General features: G+C 56.6%; 19 protein-coding genes. 5 read left to right on the forward strand and 14 right to left on the reverse strand.

Annotation, left to right across the window (positions count from 1 at the left end):
• Nucleotides 1-45 precede the first annotated feature (45 nt).
• The 5 genes from ACE3MN_RS03110 to ACE3MN_RS03130 all read right to left on the reverse strand — a co-directional run bounded on the left by ACE3MN_RS03110 (nucleotide 46) and on the right by ACE3MN_RS03130 (nucleotide 4,157).
• Entirely contained in the window at nucleotides 46-414 is a 369-nt protein-coding gene (locus ACE3MN_RS03110; protein WP_004125504.1) for a DUF1090 domain-containing protein, read from the reverse strand.
• 150 nt (nucleotides 415-564) lie between these two features.
• A complete protein-coding gene (mzrA, locus tag ACE3MN_RS03115) occupies nucleotides 565-942 on the reverse strand; it encodes an EnvZ/OmpR regulon moderator MzrA (RefSeq protein WP_162626098.1) in 378 nt (125 codons plus the stop codon).
• A gap of 8 nt (nucleotides 943-950) precedes the next feature.
• A complete protein-coding gene (gene yqjA / locus ACE3MN_RS03120) occupies nucleotides 951-1,613 on the reverse strand; it encodes a DedA family general envelope maintenance protein YqjA (protein WP_004125499.1) in 663 nt (220 codons plus the stop codon).
• Between the two features lie 338 nt (nucleotides 1,614-1,951).
• On the reverse strand, nucleotides 1,952-2,728 hold the full coding sequence (gene exuR, locus ACE3MN_RS03125; RefSeq protein WP_004135908.1) for a transcriptional regulator ExuR: 777 nt from the start codon (nucleotides 2,726-2,728) through the stop codon (nucleotides 1,952-1,954).
• Between the two features lie 127 nt (nucleotides 2,729-2,855).
• Nucleotides 2,856-4,157, reverse strand: a complete 1,302-nt coding sequence (locus ACE3MN_RS03130) for an MFS transporter (protein ID WP_004135911.1) — start codon at nucleotides 4,155-4,157, stop codon at nucleotides 2,856-2,858.
• Between the two features lie 482 nt (nucleotides 4,158-4,639).
• Between ACE3MN_RS03130 and uxaC the strand changes: the two genes are divergently transcribed.
• From uxaC to ACE3MN_RS03145, 3 genes are all read left to right on the forward strand, one after another.
• A complete protein-coding gene (gene uxaC, locus ACE3MN_RS03135) occupies nucleotides 4,640-6,052 on the forward strand; it encodes a glucuronate isomerase (RefSeq protein WP_004135913.1) in 1,413 nt (470 codons plus the stop codon).
• 18 nt (nucleotides 6,053-6,070) lie between these two features.
• The gene (locus tag ACE3MN_RS03140; RefSeq protein WP_064411709.1) at nucleotides 6,071-7,558 is read left to right on the forward strand and encodes a UxaA family hydrolase; all 1,488 of its coding nucleotides are present in this window, start codon (nucleotides 6,071-6,073) and stop codon (nucleotides 7,556-7,558) included.
• A 94-nt stretch (nucleotides 7,559-7,652) separates the two neighbouring features.
• Nucleotides 7,653-8,207 carry a YgjV family protein gene (locus ACE3MN_RS03145; protein WP_004135916.1) on the forward strand — a complete coding sequence of 185 codons (555 nt, stop codon included), beginning with the start codon at nucleotides 7,653-7,655 and terminating at the stop codon, nucleotides 8,205-8,207.
• A 15-nt stretch (nucleotides 8,208-8,222) separates the two neighbouring features.
• Here the strand turns inward: ACE3MN_RS03145 and sstT are convergent, their stop codons facing one another.
• From sstT to ACE3MN_RS03175, 6 genes are all read right to left on the reverse strand, one after another.
• Nucleotides 8,223-9,470, reverse strand: coding sequence for a serine/threonine transporter SstT (gene sstT, locus ACE3MN_RS03150; RefSeq protein WP_024358715.1), 1,248 nt, complete (start codon nucleotides 9,468-9,470; stop codon nucleotides 8,223-8,225).
• Between the two features lie 254 nt (nucleotides 9,471-9,724).
• Nucleotides 9,725-10,693 carry a TerC family protein gene (locus ACE3MN_RS03155; RefSeq protein WP_024358714.1) on the reverse strand — a complete coding sequence of 323 codons (969 nt, stop codon included), beginning with the start codon at nucleotides 10,691-10,693 and terminating at the stop codon, nucleotides 9,725-9,727.
• 250 nt (nucleotides 10,694-10,943) lie between these two features.
• Nucleotides 10,944-11,933 (reverse strand): Gfo/Idh/MocA family protein, encoded by a 990-nt coding sequence (locus tag ACE3MN_RS03160; RefSeq protein WP_049131873.1) that lies wholly within the window; start codon nucleotides 11,931-11,933, stop codon nucleotides 10,944-10,946.
• 69 nt (nucleotides 11,934-12,002) lie between these two features.
• The gene (locus tag ACE3MN_RS03165; RefSeq protein ID WP_004135921.1) at nucleotides 12,003-12,506 is read right to left on the reverse strand and encodes a M48 family metallopeptidase; all 504 of its coding nucleotides are present in this window, start codon (nucleotides 12,504-12,506) and stop codon (nucleotides 12,003-12,005) included.
• Between the two features lie 77 nt (nucleotides 12,507-12,583).
• Nucleotides 12,584-14,227, reverse strand: a complete 1,644-nt coding sequence (locus ACE3MN_RS03170; protein WP_049131872.1) for a glycoside hydrolase family 43 protein — start codon at nucleotides 14,225-14,227, stop codon at nucleotides 12,584-12,586.
• 128 nt (nucleotides 14,228-14,355) lie between these two features.
• Nucleotides 14,356-15,222, reverse strand: coding sequence for an AraC family transcriptional regulator (locus ACE3MN_RS03175; protein ID WP_049103222.1), 867 nt, complete (start codon nucleotides 15,220-15,222; stop codon nucleotides 14,356-14,358).
• A gap of 106 nt (nucleotides 15,223-15,328) precedes the next feature.
• On the opposite strand from ACE3MN_RS03175, the gene ACE3MN_RS03180 reads away from it, so the two are divergent.
• Nucleotides 15,329-16,672: a glycoside-pentoside-hexuronide (GPH):cation symporter gene (locus ACE3MN_RS03180; RefSeq protein WP_064343247.1), complete on the forward strand. Its 1,344-nt coding sequence runs from the start codon at nucleotides 15,329-15,331 to the stop codon at nucleotides 16,670-16,672.
• A gap of 104 nt (nucleotides 16,673-16,776) precedes the next feature.
• A complete protein-coding gene (gene rlmG / locus ACE3MN_RS03185) occupies nucleotides 16,777-17,907 on the forward strand; it encodes a 23S rRNA (guanine(1835)-N(2))-methyltransferase RlmG (protein WP_004135930.1) in 1,131 nt (376 codons plus the stop codon).
• A 74-nt stretch (nucleotides 17,908-17,981) separates the two neighbouring features.
• On the opposite strand, the gene ACE3MN_RS03190 is transcribed toward rlmG, so the two are convergent.
• The 3 genes from ACE3MN_RS03190 to lsrR form a co-directional block, all read right to left on the reverse strand.
• A complete protein-coding gene (locus ACE3MN_RS03190; RefSeq protein ID WP_375364250.1) occupies nucleotides 17,982-20,003 on the reverse strand; it encodes an FAD-dependent oxidoreductase in 2,022 nt (673 codons plus the stop codon).
• A gap of 219 nt (nucleotides 20,004-20,222) precedes the next feature.
• Nucleotides 20,223-21,815, reverse strand: coding sequence for an autoinducer-2 kinase (gene lsrK, locus ACE3MN_RS03195; protein WP_024358709.1), 1,593 nt, complete (start codon nucleotides 21,813-21,815; stop codon nucleotides 20,223-20,225).
• Between the two features lie 37 nt (nucleotides 21,816-21,852).
• Entirely contained in the window at nucleotides 21,853-22,824 is a 972-nt protein-coding gene (gene lsrR, locus ACE3MN_RS03200; RefSeq protein WP_024358708.1) for a transcriptional regulator LsrR, read from the reverse strand.
• Nucleotides 22,825-22,902 lie beyond the last annotated feature (78 nt).

The following is a 22,902-nucleotide window of genomic DNA, read 5'->3' on the forward strand; positions in this document are numbered from 1 at the left end:
TTTTATCTCCTGTGAAAGTGGTCCATATTGGTCTTGCTTAATCGATTAGTACTCGCGAGACTGTAGCGCTTTCAGCTCTTGCTGCGCTTCATCAAGTTTACGTTGACGCTTGCTGATTTTATCAGCATCGCCTTTCTGTTCGGCTTCGCGCAGGTCATTCTGGCGTTCGCTTATTTCTGCCTGCTGTTTGGCGATTTTTTTCTGGTGATCGGCTTTGAGCTGGCTGTCGCTACAGTTTGCCTGCACTTCGCTAAGCGCCCGTTTCAGACCATCAATACGGTGCTGGTTATGATGTTTTTCGGCGTAGCTTATCTCCCGCTGAATATCTTGTTCTTTTTCCTGACAAGGGGAGATGGCAAAGGCGCTGGCGCTCAGTGAAGACAGAACCAGGATCAAAGCAATGCGGTGTTTCATGGATACGACCTTCCATTGTGTGAGGGAATATCTGAAGGATATACCCTATCCAGTTGATTAACGTGAGCCTGGTGACTCCCGCAGACTTAATGATAGTAAGTAAAACGGGAAATCACCAAACAGGGTGAAAATATTCGGAATTTTCGTGCATTATCCGAATCTGTGCGGGGTATCGCGCAGGCGCGAAATCCAGGCGGTAGGCGAATCATCATCTTCCAGTAAAGCGATAATATAGCCATGCGGCAGGGCGCGGCCCAAAACTTCTTTTGCCGCGGCGCCCTGAGCGCTGGAGTCAAACTTGATGATCAAGCCGTCATTCTGCGGCGTAATGCTTTTAAAGCGGATGCCGTTAGCGTCGAGATGATGCCAGACGGAAAACCCGTCCGGCATGCTGATACCCTGGCTGACGGGACGAATAGCCAGGGTCGACTCCTGCTGTTGCACGGTGAGCCAGAGCCAGAACAGGCCGCACAGGAGTAGCGAACCGCCCAGCACCCAGCTTATCTGACGCAGAGAGGATCGTTGCATCGCCATTGTTAGCCCCGGCTTCTGTATTTTTTCTTCCACAGGACAATCAGCGAACCAATCAGGCCAAATACCAGCAGCGCGACGGGCAGCAGCATCAGGCAGGACATCAGCTGATCTTCATACTTCAGGAATACCGGCGTTTTTCCCAGCAGGTACCCCAGGGAGGTCAGAATCAGGACCCACAGCAGACCGCTCATCCAGTTAAAAAACTGGAAGCGTGCGCTGCTCAGGCCGGATAGCCCGGCGATGGTCGGCAGCAGCGTACGAACGAAGGCGATAAAGCGGCCAATCAGCAGCGCGGAAAGCCCGTGCTTATGGAACAGATGATGCGCGCGCTGGTGGTAGTGTGAGGGAAGGTGCGATAGCCAGTTTTGTACGATTCGCGTATTACCCAGCCAGCGGCCCTGAATATAGCTTAGCCAGCAGCCGAGACTTGCCGCAGCGGTAAGCAGCAGCAGCGTTTCCGGAAAGCCCATCGCGCCTTTAGCGATCAGGACGCCGACCAGCACCAGCAGGCTATCGCCGGGCAAAAAGGCGGCAGGCAGTAAACCGTTCTCAAGGAACAAAATCATAAATAAGACAAAGTACAACATGCCAATCATGGATGGATTAGCGAGAGTTTCGTAATCCTGAGCCCACAAGGCATTCAATAATTGGGTTAATAGTTCCATTCACGATTCCTGGTACATCGGTTAACGGCACGTCTGAACGCGGTATATGCACGGCGACATAGCTTTTTATTAGATTAGGGTCGCTGCTGCGCTCTGAACGGTTCCCTGTTTAAAAGTGAAGTAAGCCAAAGCTAACTCTCAGAACGACAAAATGCATCTAATTGTAACAAACCCGCTGACTTTACGTCAGAGAAATTGCAGTTTGTTGCATTCTGATTTTGCTGATTGCGAAGGAGGGTGGCGAGTGTATTTACACAGGCTGACACTATATATGCTTTGCTTACCCTGAGGGCGTTGCGGGCAGTGAAGGAATCGCTGCCCGGTATGGGGATAAGCGTCTATTTTACGCCGTTGGCGGCCGTATCGAGGTGAACCACCGGATTATCGGCAAACAGGTAGCGATCGGCGTTAAATTCAAAGTCATCGCTGGTTTCGTTGAACAACATCAGCTTGGTATTTTCCAGATGCTGCCACATGGCCAGCTTCGCCGCATGCGGATCTTTGCGAATCAGCGCCTTAAGAATTTGGTCATGATCGTCGCACCAGTTATCGACGGTACGCGAGTCGATATGGTCGTGCAGTTTTTTCCAGTACGGGTTATGCACGCGCTGGGTCCACATTTTTTCTACGATGGCGGCTAACGCGGTGTTTTGCGTCGCCAGCGCCACCTGGACATGGAACTGAAGATCCCATTCGGAATCGCGAAAGCACTTCTCTTTACGCGCATTTTCCTGGATCTCCATCAGCTTCATGATGTCCTGCTTGGTCACCTGAGTCGCCGCGAATTCGGCAATATTGCTTTCTATCAGCTGGCGGGCCTGCAACAGCTCAAAAGGACCATAATTGGCGAATTCCAGCGATTCATCGGCAATTTGCTGATGTTTTGGATGATTGGAGATGACGTGGATGCCGGAGCCTTTGCGAACCTCAACGTAGCCTTCAACTTCCAGCATAATGATGGCTTCGCGAACCACGGTACGACTCACGCTTTTTTCGTCAGCGATAAACCGCTCTGCGGGTAGCTTATCGCCCACAAGGTAGACGCCTTGTTCAATGCGCGACTTAAGCTCAGCGGCAAGCTGCTGATACAGACGACGCGATTCAGTGATTTCCATATTCGCTCCCGGGAGATGGCGACAATATTGGATTTGTTATACCACTTTTACGCGCTTCTCACCATAAAAACAGACGAAAAAGCCGCCTGTATCAAGGCGGCTTCGGATGGGGGCAACTCGCCTGCGTTTAGCTTTGCGTGGCGGGTTTACTCGTTTCCAGCGGCGTACTGTCGTCATCCGCTGATTTATTTTTCAGTACCGTCCAGATAACTACGGCGCCCAGCACATCGAAAACCGCCAGCACGGCGAACAGCGGGCTAAAGCCGATTGTATCCGCCAGCGCGCCGACCACCAGGGCGAACATAGTGCTCGCCAGCCATGCGGCCATGCCGGTCATGCCGTTCGCCGTCGCCACTTCGTTACGCCCAAATACGTCGGAAGAGAGGGTAATTAACGCGCCGGACAGCGCCTGGTGAGCAAAGCCGCCGACGCACAGCAGGGCGATGGCGACAAACGGGCTGGTGAACAGACCGATCATCCCTGGGCCAATCATCAGCAGCGCGCCCATGGTCACCACCATTTTACGCGAAACGATCAGGTTAACGCCAAACCAGCGCTGGAACAGCGGCGGCAGATAGCCCCCAACGATGCAGCCGAGGTCGGCAAACAGCATCGGCATCCACGCAAACATCGCAATCTCTTTCAGGTTAAAGCCGTAGACTTTAAACATGAATAGCGGGATCCAGGCGTTGAAGGTCCCCCACGCCGGCTCGGCAAGGAAACGCGGCAGGGCGATACCCCAGAACTGACGGTTGCGCAGAATCTGCCACGGAGACATTTTCTTACCGTTGTTGGTCTGATGATGGGATTCCTGGCCACCGATAATATAGTTGCGTTCTTCTTCCGTTAATTTTTTCTGATCGCGCGGGTGTTTGTAGAAAACCAGCCACGCCATCGCCCAGGCAAAGCTCAGAACGCCGGAGATGATAAACGCCATCTGCCAGCTGTGCATCACGATAGCCCAAACCACCAGCGGCGGGGCAATCATGGCGCCGATGGAGGAGCCGACGTTGAAGTAACCCACGGCGATAGAACGCTCTTTTGCCGGGAACCATTCGGAGCTGGCTTTCAGACCCGCAGGGATCATGGCCGCTTCGGCGGCACCCACCGCGCCGCGCGCCAGCGCCAGTCCGCCCCAGCTTCCCGCCAGCGCCGTAGAGCCGCAGAACACCGCCCAGGCGATAGCAAAGAAGGCATAGCCGATTTTAGTGCCTAACACGTCCAGCACGTAGCCGGCGACGGGCTGCATAACGGTATAGGCAGCGGAATAGGCCGCGATGATATAGGAATACTGTTGGGTGGAGATGTGTAACTCTTCCATCAGAGTCGGCGCAGCTGCCGCCACAGTGTTACGCGTCAGGTACCCCAGCACGGTGCCTAACGTCACCAGCGCGATCATGTACCAACGTAACCCTTTAATTTTACGCATGTAAACCTCATCGTTTGTTATATATCCGCAGCGGGTGCGGCTATCTTCCAGCCCAGTCACTGAGGCGAAGAAGGTGAAACGGAGGGTTCAGGAGAGGAAACCTCGTATGGCCCGAACCTTGCCATCAACTGTTGTGTCTAAATTCGGTGTCCATACCGGTAAATCCGACGTGATTGTTCGTCGGTAATGCATTCCGTCGGTTTATATGTTTCGACGGCAGCAAGATAACTTGTCATACAACTTCAAAAGTTGAGTGACGTCACAAAAGTGGGAAAGTTTGTGTGGGCATTCATTCTTGCGACAAAGGCCAGAGCTGGCGCGCTTTAGCGGGGATTTTACTCCTTTGATGGTACTTTTTTTGTCGTCGTTTATTGATCTAACTCACGAAAAATACTTCGGTCTGTAGAAATTGGTGTGATAACTTTGTCAGCATTATAGTCAATCATCTGATGGGCTCCTCCGGGGGCGAAGAGGACACGAAAATGACACCGTTTATGACCGAAGATTTCCTGCTTGATACTGAGTTTGCCCGCCGCCTGTACCACGATTACGCGAAAGACCAGCCGATTTTCGACTATCACTGCCACCTGCCGCCGCAGCAGATTGCCGAGAATTATCGCTTCAAAAATCTGTATGACATCTGGCTGAAAGGCGATCACTACAAGTGGCGCGCGATGCGCACCAACGGCGTAGCCGAGCGTCTGTGTACCGGCGACGCCTCCGATCGCGAGAAATTTGACGCCTGGGCGGCCACCGTACCGCATACCATCGGCAACCCGTTATACCACTGGACCCATCTTGAGCTGCGCCGCCCTTTTGGTATTACAGGTAAGGTGCTCTCGCCGGCAACGGCGGATGAAATCTGGAATCAGTGCAACGATCTGCTGGCGCAGGAGAGCTTCTCCGCTCGCGGCATCATGCAGCAGATGAACGTGAAAATGGTCGGCACCACCGACGATCCGGTCGATTCGCTGGAGCATCACGCCTCCGTCGCGAAAGACAGCTCATTCTCCGTCAAGGTGCTGCCGAGCTGGCGCCCGGACAAAGCGTTCAACATTGAGCAGGCAACTTTCAACGACTACATGGCGAAGCTGGGCGACGTGTCTGACACCGATATCCGCCGCTTTGCCGATCTCCAGTCCGCGCTGACCAAACGTCTGGATCACTTTGCCGCTCACGGCTGTAAAGTTTCTGACCACGCGCTGGACGTGGTGCTGTTCGCGGAAGCCAACGAAAGCGAACTGGATAGCATCCTGGCGCGCCGTCTGGCCGGTGAAGCTCTCAGCGAGCATGAAGTCGCGCAGTTCAAAACCGCGGTTCTGGTGTTCCTCGGCGCGGAATATGCCCGCCGCGGATGGGTACAGCAGTATCACATCGGCGCGCTGCGCAATAACAACCTGCGTCAGTTCAAGCTGTTAGGGCCGGATGTGGGTTTTGACTCCATCAACGACCGTCCGATGGCGGAAGAGCTGTCCAAACTGCTCAGCAAGCAGAACGAAGAAAACCTGCTGCCAAAAACCATCCTCTACTGCCTGAATCCGCGCGATAACGAAGTGCTGGGCACCATGATCGGCAACTTCCAGGGCGAAGGCATGCCGGGCAAGATGCAGTTCGGTTCCGGCTGGTGGTTTAACGATCAGAAAGACGGTATGGAACGTCAGATGACCCAACTGGCGCAGCTTGGCCTGCTGAGCCGCTTTGTCGGCATGCTGACCGATAGCCGCAGCTTCCTCTCCTACACCCGTCATGAATACTTCCGCCGCATCCTGTGCCAGATGATTGGCCGCTGGGTTGAAGCGGGAGAAGCCCCGGCGGACATTCAGCTGCTGGGCGAGATGGTGAAAAACATTTGCTTTAACAATGCGCGTGACTACTTCGCCATTGAACTGAACTAAGACCAGAGGTCGGTTGATATGCAATACATTAAAATCCATTCGCACGATAACGTCGCGGTAGCGTTGGCGGATATGGCGGCAGGCACGGTAGTCACCATTGACGGCGATACGGTCACGTTGGCTCAGGATATTGCGCGCGGGCATAAGTTTACGCTGCGCGGGATTGCGAAAGGAGACAACGTCATTAAGTATGGTCTGCCGATAGGACATGCGCTGGCGGATATTGCGCCGGGGGAACATATTCACTCCCACAATACGCGTACTAACCTGAGCGATCTCGACGCGTATAGCTATCAACCGGATCTTAGCGAGCCCGCCGCACAGCCGGCGGATCGCGACATCCAGATTTATCGTCGCGCTAACGGCGAAGTCGGGGTGCGCAACGAGCTGTGGATCCTGCCGACCGTCGGCTGCGTCAACGCCATGGCGCGCCAGATGCAGAACCGTTTTCTGAAGGAAACCAACGACGCGGAAGGTATCGACGGCGTTCACCTTTTCAGCCACACCTACGGCTGCTCGCAGCTCGGGGACGATCACATTAACACCCGCACTATGCTGCAAAACATGGTGCGTCACCCGAACGCCGGGGCGGTACTGGTGGTCGGTCTGGGCTGCGAAAACAATCAGGTCGACGCCTTCCGCGAAACGCTGGGTGAATTCGACCCTGAGCGCGTTCACTTTATGATCTGTCAGCACCAGGATGATGAAGTAGAAGCCGGGCTGGAGCATCTACGTCAGCTATATGACGTGATGCGCCATGACAAGCGCGAGCCGGGTAAGCTGAGCGAACTGAAGTTTGGTCTCGAGTGCGGCGGTTCTGACGGTCTGTCCGGCATCACCGCTAATCCGATGCTGGGCCGCTTCTCGGATTATCTGATTGCCAACGGCGGCACCACAGTCCTGACCGAAGTGCCGGAAATGTTCGGCGCCGAGCAGCTGCTGATGAGCCACTGTCGCGACGAAGAGACCTTCGGCAAGCTGGTGACGATGGTCAATGATTTCAAGCAGTACTTTATCGCCCATGACCAGCCGATTTACGAGAATCCGTCGCCGGGCAACAAGGCGGGCGGTATCACTACGCTTGAGGATAAATCGTTGGGCTGCACGCAGAAAGCGGGCTCCAGCCAGGTGGTTGACGTCCTGCGCTACGGCGAGCGGCTGAAAGTTCACGGTCTTAACCTGCTGAGCGCCCCGGGCAACGACGCGGTAGCGACCAGCGCGCTGGCCGGCGCGGGCTGCCATATGGTGCTCTTCAGTACCGGGCGCGGCACGCCGTACGGCGGTTTCGTGCCGACGGTGAAAATTGCCACCAACAGCGAACTGGCGGCGAAGAAAAAGCACTGGATCGACTTCGATGCCGGTCAGCTGATTCACGGTAAAGCGATGCCGCAGCTGCTGGAGGAGTTCGTCGATACCATTGTGGACTTCGCTAACGGTAAGCAGACCTGTAATGAGCGGAATGATTTCCGCGAGCTGGCGATATTTAAAAGCGGCGTGACGTTGTAGGCCTGATAAACAGGCACAGGTAATAGCGTGACACTCGTTTTTAAAAGCGGCGTTTCAGATAATGATGCGCCGTTTTGTTTTATAAGGACTTTTCATGACCGCGTATTGGCTTGCCCAGGGCGTCGGCGTTATCGCCTTTCTGATCGGGATTACGACTTTTTTCAACCGCGATGAGCGCCGCTTTAAGCTGCAGCTGGCTGTCTATAGCGCCACCATTGGCGTGCATTTCTTTTTAATGGGCGCGTGGCCGGCGGGAATGAGCGCCGAGCTGAATACCGTCCGCACCCTGGTCTCCATGCGTACCCGCAGGATGTGGGTGATGGCCCTGTTTATCGTACTCACGCTGGTACTGGGGCTGGCGAAGCTGCAGCATGCTATGGAGCTGCTGCCGATTATTGGCACGCTGGCCAGCACCTGGGCGCTCTTTCGCTGCTCGGGGTTAACCGTCCGCTGCGTCATGTGGTGCGCGACCGCCTGCTGGGTAATCCACAACTTCTGGCTGGGCTCGATCGGCGGCACCCTGATTGAAGGCAGCTTCCTGTTGATGAACGGTATGAACATCATCCGTTTCCGGCGGATGCAAAAGCGGGGAATCGACCCGTTTAAAGTCGAAAAGGCGGTACAGGGAGAGACCCCCTCCGCGCGTTAGCGGAGGGGGAAGGAATCAGTTGCGCAGGGCGTTTTTGGCAATCTGTTCGTCTTCGGCGATACAGGCGGCGGCGGTAAACAGAACGTCGGTGGAGGAGTTCAGCGCGGTTTCGCAGGAGTCCTGCAATACGCCGATAATAAAGCCCACGGCGACCACCTGCATGGCCACATCGTTCGGAATGCCGAACATGTTACAGGCCAGCGGGATCAGCAGCAGCGAACCGCCCGCCACGCCGGAAGCGCCGCAGGCGCACAGCGAAGCGACGACGCTCAGCAGCAGCGCGGTCGGCAGATCTACCGGAACATTCAGCGTATGCACGGCCGCCAGGGTGAGTACCGTAATGGTAATCGCCGCGCCGGCCATATTGATGGTGGCGCCCAGCGGAATGGAAACCGAGTAGGTATCGCGGTCCAGGTTCAGCTTTTCACTCAGCGCCATATTCACCGGGATATTGGCGGCGGAGCTACGGGTGAAGAAGGCGTAAACGCCGCTTTCGCGCAGGCAGAGCAGCACCAGCGGGTAGGGGTTACGGCGGATTTTCCAGAACACCAGCAGCGGGTTAATCACCAGCGCCACCAGCAGCATGCAGCCAACCAGTACCAGCAGCAGTTGGGCATAACCCCAGAGGGTCTCAAAACCGGTGGTCGCCAGCGTCGAGGCGACGAGGCCGAAGATGCCCAGCGGCGCGAAGCGAATCACCACTTTAACGATAAAGGTCACCGCGTGAGAAACGTCATTAATCAGGTTTTTGGTGGTTTCATTACCGTGGCGCAGCGCGAATCCTAAACCGACGGCCCACACCAGAATCCCGATATAGTTGGCGTTCAGCAGCGCGTCTATCGGGTTGGAAACCATGCTCATCAGCAGCCCGCGCAGGACTTCGACGATACCCGATGGCGGAGTGATGCTCTCTGCCGCGGCGTTCAGGTGCAGCGTAGACGGGAAGATAAAGCTAAACACTACCGCGGTTAACGCGGCGGCGAATGTCCCCAGCAGATAGAGGAACAGGATCGGGCGAATACTGGTTTTTTGCCCCTGCTGGTGGTTGGCGATGGAGGCCATGACCAGCATCAGCACCAGCACCGGCGCTACCGCTTTCAGCGCGCCGACAAACAGCGTGCCCAGCAGCCCAACCGCCACGGCGGCCGGTTTTGAGACCGTCGCCAGCAGTACGCCGAGCACCAGACCGATTAAAATTTGTTTGACCAGGCTACCCTGAGCCAGCCGCCGCAGCAGGGTCGAGCGGGGTGATTGTGTTGCCATGCTTCATTCCTTCCAGTGATGTTGCTGTCCGTCCCGGCGACGTATTATTGGTCACGTTTATGTCCGGATGTAAATAAATGTTTGCCTGGTTGAGTATACGGAAAGAACGCTATTGGGGAAGGGTAAAATGCTGTTACCTGCGCTGAGATCTTATTTTTTAACTGTATATTAACTATTTTGTGACATGAGTAAGAATAATACGCGGAGAAAGTTGCTGGCCGGATGAAAAGGGTCTTCACCCGGCCGTTCAGGCCTTACTGCAGCTGCTTTTTCTTATCGTGCTGCTTATTAACCCAGGCATTGATAAGCAGCGTCAACGTCAGAATTCCGCCAACCACGCCCAGCGAAATGCCGATGGGAATATGGTAAAAATCGACGATCAGCATTTTGATGCCGATAAATACCAGAATCACCGACAGGCCATACTTCAGCATTGAGAAGCGCTCCGCGACGCCCGCCAGCAGGAAATACATGGCGCGCAGGCCGAGAATCGCGAACAGGTTCGAGGTCAGCACGATAAACGGATCGGTGGTCACGGCGAAGATGGCGGGAATACTGTCCACAGCAAAGATAACGTCGCTCAGCTCAACCAGGATCAGCACCAGCAGCAGCGGCGTCGCGTAGAGCACGCCGTTTTGGCGGGTAAAGAAGCGCTCACCCTCGATTTTATCCGTCATGCGCAGATGATTACGGATCCAGCGCACCAGCGGTTTGTCGCCGATGCCGGAATCATCCTCTTTCGCCAGCGCCATCTTCACGCCGGTAAACAGCAGGAACGCGCCGAAGACGTAGAGCAGCCACTCGAACTGGGAAATCAGCCAGCTGCCGGCGAAGATCATGATCGTTCGCAGTACGATCGCGCCCAGTACGCCGTAAACCAGCACTCTGCGCTGTAGCGCAGGCGGAACGGCAAAGTAGCTGAACAGCATCAGCCAGACGAAGACGTTATCCACCGCCAGCGCTTTCTCGATCAGATAGCCGGTGAGGAACGCCAGCGCTTGCGGGTCGGCCACGGCGCGACCTTCGGTCTGCACCAGATACCACCAGAAAGCGGCGTTAAACAGCAGCGAGAGGGTAACCCAGAGAATTGACCAGCCAGCGGCCTGCCTCATGGTCATGCTATGCGCACCACGCCGTCCCTGCAGCAGCAGATCGATAGCCAACATGATGACCACGACCACTGCGAATCCGCCCCATAACAACGGTGTGCCGACAGTATTCATTACGATATTCCTTACATAAAAACAAAACGGCTGACGTCGGAAGACGGCAGCCGCTGCGCTTTTATGCATAGACCTCGCCTTCCGGCAAGGTCTCACTTACAACAAGAATCTGTTGCCCGGCGACCGGATGCGGTTTTTCACGCATCGTAATGACGATCGGCCGGCAAGGAAGTTACTCCCCTTTGCGCGTAACAAAGTATTACAGGTTATAAATGGCGTCAATGGAGGCCGACGGACCATTTACACAGCTTTACGCCACGGGTTGACTATCCGCCGGGAAGACCACGCCGGTCTGGCGACGAATTTCGCTCAGCAGCTTCGCCGTGATGCGGCTCACTTCCAGACCCGGATGAGCCACCTCGTTGGCTTCGACCAGACGAGCGAACTCCTCCGCTTCATACAGCATAGTATTGATATGCTGCGGCTGGGTGAGATCCTGAGATTTGCCGCCGCGCGGCACGAAGCAGACTTTCTGGCATTCGGAGATTTTTTCGATCACCAACGCGCCGGTTTCACCCTGGATTTCGCTCGGGATGGCGGAATCGCTTACCTTCGAGTGGTGCAGGGTGACATCAAAATCACCGTAGCTCAGAACGACCGTGCCCTGACCATCGACGCCGCTTTCCAGCAGGCTGGCGCTGGCGTGCACCGCGCGAGGCTCGCCCCACAGCGCCACCGCGGAGGCCAGGCAGTAAAAGCCGATGTCCATGATCGAGCCGTTAGAGAAGGCCGGATTGAAAGTATTGGGATTTTCGCCATCGAGATAGCGCTGATAGCGGGAAGAGTACTGGCAGTAGTTAATAAAGGCTTTGCGCAGCTTGCCGATCTTGTCAAACGACTGTTTAAGCAGCAGGAAGTTTGGCAGGCTGGCGGTTTTGAACGCTTCGAAGAGGACCACGTTATTTTCCCGCGCCGTTTTCATCGCGGCTTCGACTTCCTGCAGGTTCGAGGCCAGCGGTTTTTCGCAAATGACGTGCTTTTTATGGCGCAGAAACAGGCGGGTTTGCGGAAAGTGCAGCGAGTTAGGGCTGGCGATATAGACCGCGTCAACGTCAGGGCTCTGCGCTAAATCTTCCAGCGAAGTAAACAGGTGTTCGACGGGATAATCGCTGGCGAAGGCCTGAGCTTGCTCAAGGCTGCGGGAGTAGATGGCGGTGAGTTTATATTTGCCGGTTTCATGGGCGGCATCGACAAACTGCTTGGTTATCCAGTTTGTGCCAACAACTGCGAAACGTATCATAAACGTTGACGAACTCCGTAAAAGGGACTTTTCGTCACTGTAGCACGCCATCATGACAAAACCAGTGCGCTATGGCGCAGAACGCTCTAACGAAAGCTGGGTCAGCCACAGGCGGGTATCAAACTCCAGCTGATGGTACTGCGGCTCCATATGGCAGCACAGCTGATAGAACGCCTTGTTGTGCTCTTTTTCCTTCAGGTGCGCCAGCTCGTGCACCACGATCATCCGCAGAAAATCCTCCGGCGCATCGCGAAAGACGGTGGCGACGCGAATTTCGGCTTTAGCCTTCAGCTTGCCGCCCTGAACGCGGGAGATGGCGGTATGCAGGCCGAGCGCGTTGTTGAGCACGTGGATCTTGTTGTCGTACATCACCTTGTTGATCGGCGCCGCGCCGCGCAGATAGCGTGACTTCAGATCCTGGGTGTACTGATACAGCGCTTTATCGTTGTTGATATCGTGACCCTGCGGATAGCGCTTTTTCAGCACTTCGCCGAGACGGTTCTGTTTGATTAACGCGGTGACCTGCGCCAGCAGGGATTCAGGGTAGCCCTGGAGATAGGTTAAAGTGCTCATGCGGCCTGTTTGGGTCATTCAGCGACAACAGCCGGGGATTCTAGCACCCCGCGCGGGCAGGATGCCAGAAGGCAGCGTTACTCGATTATCGCGTCTTCTACCGCCCGGTAGCTAAAGAAGTCAAACAGCGCCTCTTTACGATGCAGCATGCTATCCACGCAGGCCATGCCGACAAACGCGCCGGTAAACTCGCCGTAGCGGCTATATTCATCGGAAAAACGTGAGGTGTCGTAGACCGCGCCGATGTGTTGGTATTTTTCGCCATCGACGGACCACGAGCACCGTATCTCCCGGCCGTTAATAGCCATCGCCAGATAGACTTCCCCCGTCGCAAGGAGGATTTTCTGCGGGTCGTCGTGACGCTCGCCGTTATCCATATAAATGATGGCCAGCTGCGCTGCGCCGGAAGCTTCATCCCAGGTTTTATGCAAAAACAGATAGTTCATGTTGTCGTAGTAGAGCACCAGGCCAGCGCTGTGCTGATAAATCTCCGGGCTGAAATCCATCTTCGTGACGATAGTGGCGTATACCGAGGTGAGCTTTTTCGCCAGCAGGCTAACTTTATTCAGCGAGCTCAGCGACTCCTGACCGCGTAAGGCAAGGTAGCCCGCTTTACGTTCAAGGCTGGTAAAGCGCTGAAAGCGGATCCGCGGCGCATAGAAGGCGTTATCCAGCGTTTGCCCATCAAAATCATCCCTGTCTGGTTTAGCCGGAAACGGCTGAGAAGGCAGATTCGACTCTTCCACCTGGTGCTGAGCGAGGTTTCCCCCGGCCGCCAGCCGCAGCCAGCCATCATCGCTCCATATCATCTTTTGTATCGCCGTCTCGCGGCCTAGCGGGCAGCGCAGCTCCTGGCGGAAGGGTCTGCTGCAAAGGTGGGTTAACCAGACTTCGCCCGTCGGGGTCTCGACGTAGCTGCCGTGCCCGGCTTTTTGCAGATAGGTTTGCGGATTGAAGTAGTGTGGTTTGAGATGGCCTGCGTCGTGGCGCTCGTTAAAATTCTCCGGCCAGGCGGTGACGATGGGGTTTTGCGGATCGCCTTCATAGGGGCCGGCGACCTGCGTTGCGCGCGCCATGGTGACCGCATGGCCGTAGCCGGTGCCGCCTTCGGCGACCATCAGGTAGTAATAATCGCCGCGGCGCGTCAAATGCGGTGCTTCAATACAGCCGCGATCGGTACCGCCGCGCCAGATTCGCTGCGGATAGCCGACAACGCGTTGCCTTTGCGGCGAATACTCCACCAGGCAAATGGCGCCCGGTTTTTCGTAACCTTCGCGGGTTTCCCACTCCAGTGAAACGATCCATTTTTTACCGTCGCTGTCGTGCAGGATAGAAGCATCGAACCCGGCAGAGTGGAGATAAACCGGCTCACTCCACGGGCCGGTGATTTCACTGGCGGTAATAAGATAGTTATCTACATCGAAATATCGCGAATTCATGGAATTCATCACGCCATAAATAACGTAGAATAAATTTTCCTCTTCACACCAGGTCAGGCTCGGTGCCCAAATACCTTTGGCGGAGGGCAGCTTTTTTAAATCCGGATTATTATCATCGGTAAGAACGTGGGTGAGTAATTGCCAATGTTTAAGATCTCTCGAATGGTAAATCGGCAGGCCGGGAAACCATTCAAAGGAAGAGACCGCTACATAATAATCATCGCCGCGCCGACATATACTGGGGTCAGGATTAAAACCTCTAAACACAGGATTCTGAATCATCGTATTTACCCTTAATGCGCAAAATATAGCGATAATTGTAAATAGACGACAGCCCAGGAGATATATAGATTGTTTCTGTTTATATAATAAACGTCTACTTATCCGGTGATGTTGCTCACAAAAAAGAGTTATTTGTCCGCCCGACTGCCCACGGCAGCAGTACTTCTGACTTTGTGCCGGAAAGATTGCGGGGTATCGTTCATCATCTCTTTAAACTTGAGGCAGAAGTAGGCGCTGTCGGTGAAGCCGGCGCTTTGCGAGATATCGCTGATCTTCAGGTCGGTATTGGTCAGCAGGTTGATAGCGATATTGAGTTTGCGCAGCAGCATAAATTTCTTGAAGCTGATTCCAAAGGCGGATTTAAAGGTGCGGGAAAACCAGGATTTTGACCACCGGCAGCGGCGGGCAGCTTCTTCGGTCGTCATTTCAAAATTTTCATTTTCATCAATGGATTGAAGCAGTTCAATAAGCTCGCTGAGGTAGCGATGGTTGGTTCGTTCGGTAATGGGGACAGAATCTTTAAGGCTATTAAAAGCATGCAGCAGCACGCTTTGCATCAGGGAGCGAAACAGTGAATCGGAGAAGTCGCTGAACTCACCGCACCAGCTTAGCAGCAGCTCCAGGCGCTCGGCTTCCTCGCCGGAAAGGTAAGCGACCGCGCCGCAGTGGGCGGCGGGGAGCGACAGGTCGTATCCCTCGAGCCACTCTTTTTCGAATTGCATAAGATAACGCTTGTGGCTGGCGGCGGCCGGGAGCGTCATTTCATGGATCACTAAGGCGGGGACGAAAATCAGGGTATTGTTTTTTACCGTAAATTTCTCGTCACCAATCGAATAGCTGCCCTCTGACTCTCTGAACCACATCAGCTCGTCCATCATATGAAAATGAGGGACTACGTTTATGCCGTTGAAATCATTTATGTTATCTACCCGCAGGGTAAATAGCTCACCGGCGCCCACGGGGATCTTTTCGAAAACGGGAGATTCGTCACTCATCGGGTACACTCTTCTTATATTTAACAGGATGATTTATACATAATCGGTAAGCCCTAAGCAATAACGTACAGAGGACAAATATTAACGATCTTCTGGCGGAGGCGCGATGAACACTGTCCGTATCAGTATTAAAGAAAAATTTAGCTATGGGTTAGGGGATACCGGCTGTAATTTAGTCTGGCAAACGGTCATGCTGTTTATGGCCTGGTTTTATACCGACGTATTTGGTTTAAGTCCGGCGCATATGGGGACCATGTTTCTGGCGGTAAGGGTATTAGACGCGGTGACCGATGTATTAATGGGGGCGGTGGCGGATCGTACCCGGACTAAATATGGGCAATTCCGTCCCTATATTTTATGGTTCGCGATTCCTTTTGGCGTACTTTGCTGCTTAACGTTTTATACGCCGGATTTTGGCTATACCGGCAAGCTAATTTATGCCTATGTTTCTTATACATTGTTATCTCTGGTGTATACGGCGATTAACGTTCCGTATTGCGCGATGATCAATAATATCTCTAACGATTCCCGCGAGCGCGTTTCGCTCCAGTCGTGGCGCTTTGCGCTCAGTACGCTCGGCGGTTTGATTGTCTCGCTCACCGCGCTGCCGCTGGTGGCCTGGCTGGGTCAGGGTAACGTGCAAAACGGCTATTTTTACACCATGATTGTGATGGGGTGCCTGAGCATCATCCTGTTCTTTATCTGCTTCGGCCTGACGAAAGAGCGTTACACCACGGATATTGCGGTCAACAATCAAAGCAGCATTCTTGATGATCTGAAAACCCTGATCGCCAACAAGGACTGGCGCATTCTGTTCGCGCTCAACGTCGTTAACCTGATTGCGGTGCTGTTTAAAGGCGGGACCACGCTCTATTACGTCAACAACATTATGGGGCGGGCGGATCTGGGCAGCCTGCTGCTGACCACCACCCTGGCTTCCGGCGTGCTGGGGGCGATGCTCTCTCCGTTTATCTTTAAAAATATTGATAAAGTGAGAGGGTTTAAAATCTCGATGGCCATCGAGGCGGCGCTGCTGATAGGCATGTACTTCGTCCCGGCGGGGAACGTGGCCGCTATCTTTGCGCTGGTGATTATCATCAATATTATTCAGCTGGCCGCTACGCCGCTGCAGTGGAGCATGCTGTCCGATATTATCGATGCGGAAGAAAAACGCAGCGGTAAAAAGCTCAGCGGGATCGTTTTTTCAACAAACCTGTTTGCCATCAAGCTGGGGATCGCCATCGGCGGCGCGCTGGTGGGCTATATGCTGGCATGGGGCGATTACGTTGGCGGCGCAGCGCAGCAAACCGACTCCGCGCTGCAGATGATCAAGCTGCTGTTCACCGTCTTCCCCGGCGTGCTGGTGGCGCTGCTGGTGGTCATCATGAGCAAGTACAGCCTGGACGATAAGCGCCTGTCACGCTTGGCGCAGGACGACCTCCCGGCGTAACGGACTGTGGCCCGGAAGAAGGAGATAATCGGCGCATCTCTATTCTACTGGGCGAAGTTTGCGTATAAACTCGCGGGTTTTAGTGTTCCGGAGGCACAGAGGCGATGAGCCAGGTAGAGTTAAACGGTGAGTTATTCACATTAGAGCGGTTCCCGCCAAATGCTGAAGAGGAAGCGCTTCAGGCGTGGGAAGCGGCGGATGAATATCTGCTGCAACAGGTGAATGACGTCGACGGCCTGACGCTCATTTTCAATGACAGCTTCGGCGCGCTGGGCTGTGCGCTCGCGGAACGCAACCCGGTCAGCATCAACGATTCCTACATATCTGAGCTGGCGACCCGCTACAACCTGCGGATGAACGGTATTGATGAAGAGAGCGTACGTTTTCAGGATCCCCTGAGCGAACTGCCTGCGGCACCGGCGCTGGTGCTCATTAAAGTGCCGAAACAGCTGGCGCTGCTGGAGCAGCAGCTGCGCGCTCTGCGCGAAGTTGTCACGCCGGAAACCCGCATTGTTGCCGCCGCGAAAGCGCGGGATGTCCACAATTCCACCCTGGCGCTGTTTGAGAAGATTCTCGGCACCACCACCACATCGCTGGCATGGAAAAAGGCGCGGCTGATTTTCTGTACCTTTACCGCGCCTGAGGTGGCCGATGCGCCGCAGACCTATAGCTGGCAACTGGACGGTACGCCGTGGACGATCCACAACCACGCCAACGTGTTCGCCCGCAGCGGCCTGGATATTGGCGCGCGCTTCTTCCTGGAACATCTGCCGGCAAATATTGAAGGCGAGATCGCCGATCTCGGCTGCGGCAACGGCGTGATTGGCCTGAAAGCGCTGGCCTTAAACCCGGACGCCCGGGTGATGTTCACCGATGAGTCCTATATGGCGGTGGCCTCCAGCCGGCTGAACGTTGAAACCAACCTGCCGGATGACATCGAGCGCTGCGAGTTTGTGGTGAATAACGCGTTGTCCGATATTGAGCCGGACCGTTTCGCCGCGATCCTCTGTAACCCGCCGTTCCACCAGCAGCATGCGATCACCGATCATATTGCCTGGCAGATGTTTAACGACGCCCGCCGCAGCCTGAAGTACGGCGGCGAATTGTACGTTGTCGGCAACCGCCACCTCGATTATTTCCGCAAGCTGAAGCGCGCGTTCGGTAACTGCACGACGATCGCCACCAATAATAAATTTGTGGTGTTGAAAGCGACAAAGGTGCGCAAGCAGCGCTAAGCCTTATCGGCTTCCCCGGTTTCCCCGGCTTGCGGCTGACGCCTTAGCCGGGCTACCGGTCGGTTTTTTTTTCCCTAAATTGACAGCGCCAGCCGGGTGCCCTGGGCGATTGCCCGTCGGGCGTCCAGCTCCATCGCCACGTCGCAGCCGCCAATCAAATGCACCGTTTTACCCGCCGCCTGTAGCGGATCGGCCAGCTCGCGGCGGGGATCCTGACCGGCGCAGATAATCACATGATCAACGTTAAGCACCTGAGATTCGCCGCCGATCGTCACATGTAAGCCGGCATCATCGATCCCTTGATAGCTGACGCCGGGGATCATTTTGACGCCGCGGGCCAGCAGGGTGGCGCGGTGGATCCAGCCGGTGGTTTTCCCCAGCCCGTCGCCGGGTTTGCTGGCTTTGCGCTGGAGCATCACTATCTGGCGCGGACTTTTCGCTAATTGCATCCCTTCCGGGCGCAGTCCGCCCGCGGTCTGCAGGGTGGTATCAATCCCCCATTCGGCGCAGAACTCGCCGATATTCTGGCTGGTGGCGATACCAGACTGGCTGAGGTACATGGCGGTATCAAAGCCGATCCCGCCGCAGCCGATAATCGCCACCTTCTCGCCGACCGGCGCTTTATCGCGCAGGACATCGAGATAGCTCAGCACCTTAGGATGTTCGATTCCCTCGATATTCGGCATCCGCGGGGCGATCCCGGTGGCGAGGATGACCTCATCAAATGCCAGCAGATCGTCCGCGGTCGCCAGAGTTTCCAGCCGCAGCGCGACGCCGGTAAGATCCAGCATTCGGCGGTAATAGCGCAGGGTTTCGTAGAACTCCTCTTTGCCGGGGATCTGTTTGGCGATATTAAACTGGCCGCCAATCTCGCGGTGACCATCAAACAGGGTAACCTGATGCCCGCGCGAGGCGGCGTTAACGGCAAAGGCCAGCCCGGCAGGACCGGCGCCGACTACCGCCAACCGCTTCGGTGTGGTCGCAGGCGCTATCGGCATCAGGGTTTCATGGCAGGCGCGCGGATTGACCAGGCACGAGGTGACTTTACCGGCGAAGATCCGATCAAGACAGGCCTGATTACAGCCGATGCAGGTATTGATCTCATCCGCCCGTCCGCTCTGCGCTTTAGAGAGAAATTCGCTATCGGCGAGAAAAGGGCGGGCCATCGAGACCATGTCGGCGTCTCCGCGGGCCAGGATCGCTTCCGCCACGGCGGGATCGTTAATCCGGTTGGTGGTGACCAGCGGGATCGACACCGCGCCCTTCAGCTTGCGGGTGACCCAGCTAAACGCGCCGCGCGGTACCGGGGTGGCGATGGTGGGAATGCGCGCCTCGTGCCAGCCGATACCGGTATTGATAATCGTTGCCCCGGCGGCCTCAATGGCTTTTGCCAGCTCGGTGACTTCCGCCAGGGTGCTGCCGCCGCTGACCAGATCGAGCATCGACAAGCGGTAGATAATAATAAAGTCGCTGCCTGCGCGTTCCCGCACGGCTCTGACCACCTCGATGGCAAAACGCATGCGTCGGGCGTAGTCGCCGCCCCACCGGTCGTCGCGCAGGTTGGTGCGCGCGGCAAGGAATTCGTTAATCAGGTAGCCTTCCGAACCCATCACTTCGACGCCGTCGTACCCGGCTTCCCGCGCCAGCTGGGCGCAGCGGGCAAAATCATCGATCAGCTGCAGGATCTCTTCGTGGCTCAGCGCGTGAGGCGTAAAGGGGTTGATCGGCGCCTGCAGCGCGGAAGGAGCCACCAGCTTCGGCTGGTAGCTGTAGCGCCCGGTATGCAGGATCTGCAGCGCAATTTTACCGCCCTCCTCGTGTACCGCATCGGTAATATGGCGATGGTGGGAGAGATGGCTGGCGTCGTTCAGCACCGCGCCGCCCGCCATGGTGACGCCGGAAGGGGCGGGGGCAATTCCGCCGGTGACGATCAGCGCCACCCCGTGGCGGGCGCGCTCGACGTAAAAAGCCGCCAGCCGCTGCGCGCCGTCCGGGAGCTCCTCCAGGCCAGTATGCATCGAGCCCATCAACACGCGGTTTTTGAGCGTTGTGAACCCCAGGTCAAGCGGGGCGAAAAGCGACGGGTAGCGGCTCATAATTTCTTCCAGTGTAAAATTATTGTTATGTGGTCGGATGAGTTACTAATTTAGCCGTCGCGGGCAAAAAGGGAAAAGGGGAGTGCGGCGATTGTGATGGGATTCAAAGAACGGCGAAAGGTTCCCCTTCCTCCTCTCCCACAGGAAGAGGAGGAAGGGCGGAATGGCGCCGGTGGCCAGATAAGTCCGGACTGTTCTCCTCTTCTTTTGGGGAGAGGGTTAGGGCGAGGGGACAACAGGAGCACGGCGCGCCAGCCCCGGCGCCTGCCACATTGAGGTCGTTAATCCGCTATCCACCAGACCGAGCTGCTCGGCGTACACCGACTGCCATTTGGCCATCATCTCCTGATACAGCTCGCGGTGCGCCGGATTGGGCGTAAATTCCCGATGCCAGCTCACCAGCTTCTCGCCGGTCGCCGCCATATCGCTGTACAACCCGGCGCCAGCCCCGGCAGCGATCGCGCAGCCCAGCGCCGTCGCCTCGCGCACCTCCGGCACCCGTACCGGCAGGCCGGTGACGTCGCTGAGGATCTGGCTCCACAGCGCCCCTTTCGAGCCGCCGCCGGCGAAAACCAGGCCGTCAAACTTCACGCCGGAAAACTGTGAAATTTGCGCCAGGTTACAGGCGGAGACAATCGCCGCGTTCTCTTCCAGCGCGCGGAAAAGGGTGGCTTTATTGCATTTTTCCGGGTCGATGGAGAGGTTAATAAACGACGGCGCGGCGTGGTACCACTGCTTAAAGTGCATGGCGTCAGAGAAGATCGGCATCACCCCGTGGGAACCCGCCGGCACGCGGCTGGCCATCTCTTCCAGCAGGCTGTAGGCGTCGACGCCGAGGCGTTCGGCAATCAGCTTCTCCTCCGCGCAGAAGGCATCGCGGAACCAGCGCATGGTCAGGCCGGTGAAGAAGCTGATGGACTCCGCCTGCGCCATACCGGGAATGACGTGTGGGTTAACGCGAATATTCATCTCCGGGTCGGTACGCACTTCCGGCAGGTTGACCACCTGCTGCCAGAAGGTGCCGCCGAGCACCGCCGTCTGCCCGGCGCGCACCACGCCGAGTCCCAGGCAGCCGAGCTGGACGTCGCCGCCGCCCATCACCACCGGCGTTCCCGCCCGCAAACCGCTCTGCGCCGCCGCCGCGTCGGTGACTGCGCCGAGTACGGTGCCGGTCTCTTTTACCGGCGAGAGAATATCGGCCCGCAGTCCGGCCATATCCAGCAGCGCCGGACGCCAGTCGCGGCTGAACAGGTCGAGCATGCCGGTGGTCCCGGCGTTAGAGGGGTCGACCGCCAGCTCGCCGGAAAGCTTCGCCGCCAGCCAGTCGCTGATCATGGTGATGGTCGCCGCGCTGCGGTAAATATCCGGGCGATGATGGGCCAGCCACAGCAGGCGCGGCATGGCGCTTAGCGCCAGGGTCTGCCCCGACACGCCGTACACTTCCGATTCAAAACGGTCGTCGTGGATCTCTTTGAGCTCCGCCACCTCGCGGCTGGCGCGGGCGTCAACGTTGGCGCAGGCCCAGATGGCCTCGCCGTTGCGGTCGTAAAGCACGATGCCTTCGCGCATGGAGCAGCAGGCGACGGACTGAATATCCGCCGCAGAGAGATGGGCGGCGGCCAGCGCCTGACGGATACACTGGCAGGCCAGCTGCCAGTTGGTGGTGAGATCGAATTCCATCGAGCCGGGGACATTGTCCACGCTCAGGTGTTTCCATTCGGCCTGGCCGACCGCAATCTGGCGGCCGTTGAGATCGAAAATCACCGCCCGGATGCTGCCGGTCCCGGCATCTAACGCTAACAGGTAACTCATGACATGCGCCTCGCTCGTGTTGCGCGGCGCAAGGCCGTTATGAGGCCAGCGTAAGCACCGCGCGTGCTGTTGTCTCTTCCGTTACCAGGCCATTAATCCGCTTGCCGATCAGGGCCGCGTAAATCGCCTGCGCTTTTTCTTCTCCCCCGGCGACGCCAACGATGGTTGGCAGCTGCGCCAGTTCATCAAGGGTGACGCCGAGCAGTTCCCGATGGATCTCCAGCCCTTCGACCGGTTTGCCGTCGGCCTGCAGGAAATAACCTAAAATGTCGCCTACCGCGCCTTTGCGGGCGTACATCAGTTGTTCACCCTCGCTGATATAGCCGGAGCGCAGGATGGTGGCGTCGCGGCGCTGATCGATGGCGCCGATGCCCACCACCGCCGCATCCGCCGCCGTGGCGGCGAGGATCACGTCGCGTACGCTCGCTTCCCGACGCAGTATCTCCGCTACATCTGCCGATGACACCCTGAGCGGCGCGGGGATCATGCTGACGCTACAGGCGGCATCCAGCTGGCCAATGCCGGTCATATACGGGCCCACGCCGCCGGAAAGCGTCACCAGCCGAACCTGCTGGGAGCCGATAAACCCGCTCAGGTGCTGCAGGCAGCTCATGGTCGCCTCGCCAAAGCCCACCGCCAGCAGCTGTCCCGGCTCCAGCACGCCCATTAACGATTGCGCCGCGCCAATCCCCAGGCGGGTGTTCATCGGGGGCGTATTCAGCGCCGGCAGCACGCGGGCGATTTTCAGGCCGAAGCGCTGCTGAAGTTCGGTTTCCAGCGCCAGGCAGCCTTCATAGCGCGAGTTAATCTGGACGCGGATCACCCCCGACTGGCGGCCCTTCTCCAGCAGGCGGGAGATCTTTAACCGCGGCAGTCCTAAACGCTCGCCGATGTCGTTCTGCGTCAGGCCGTCGTGGTAGTAACACCACGCCACCCGCGCCACCAGCTCCTCCTCGGCTAACGCCAGCCCGGCGTAGCGGCTCTCTTCCGTAATGCGTTTTTCGCTCATAAAGTGAACTCTTATAAAAATTTAGATCATATGTTCGTTGTTGCGCGGTCGGAAAATGTGAGCCGACTGGCAAAACCG

Source organism: Klebsiella grimontii, from assembly GCF_042137965.1.
In the GTDB taxonomy this organism is placed as follows: domain Bacteria; phylum Pseudomonadota; class Gammaproteobacteria; order Enterobacterales; family Enterobacteriaceae; genus Klebsiella; species Klebsiella grimontii.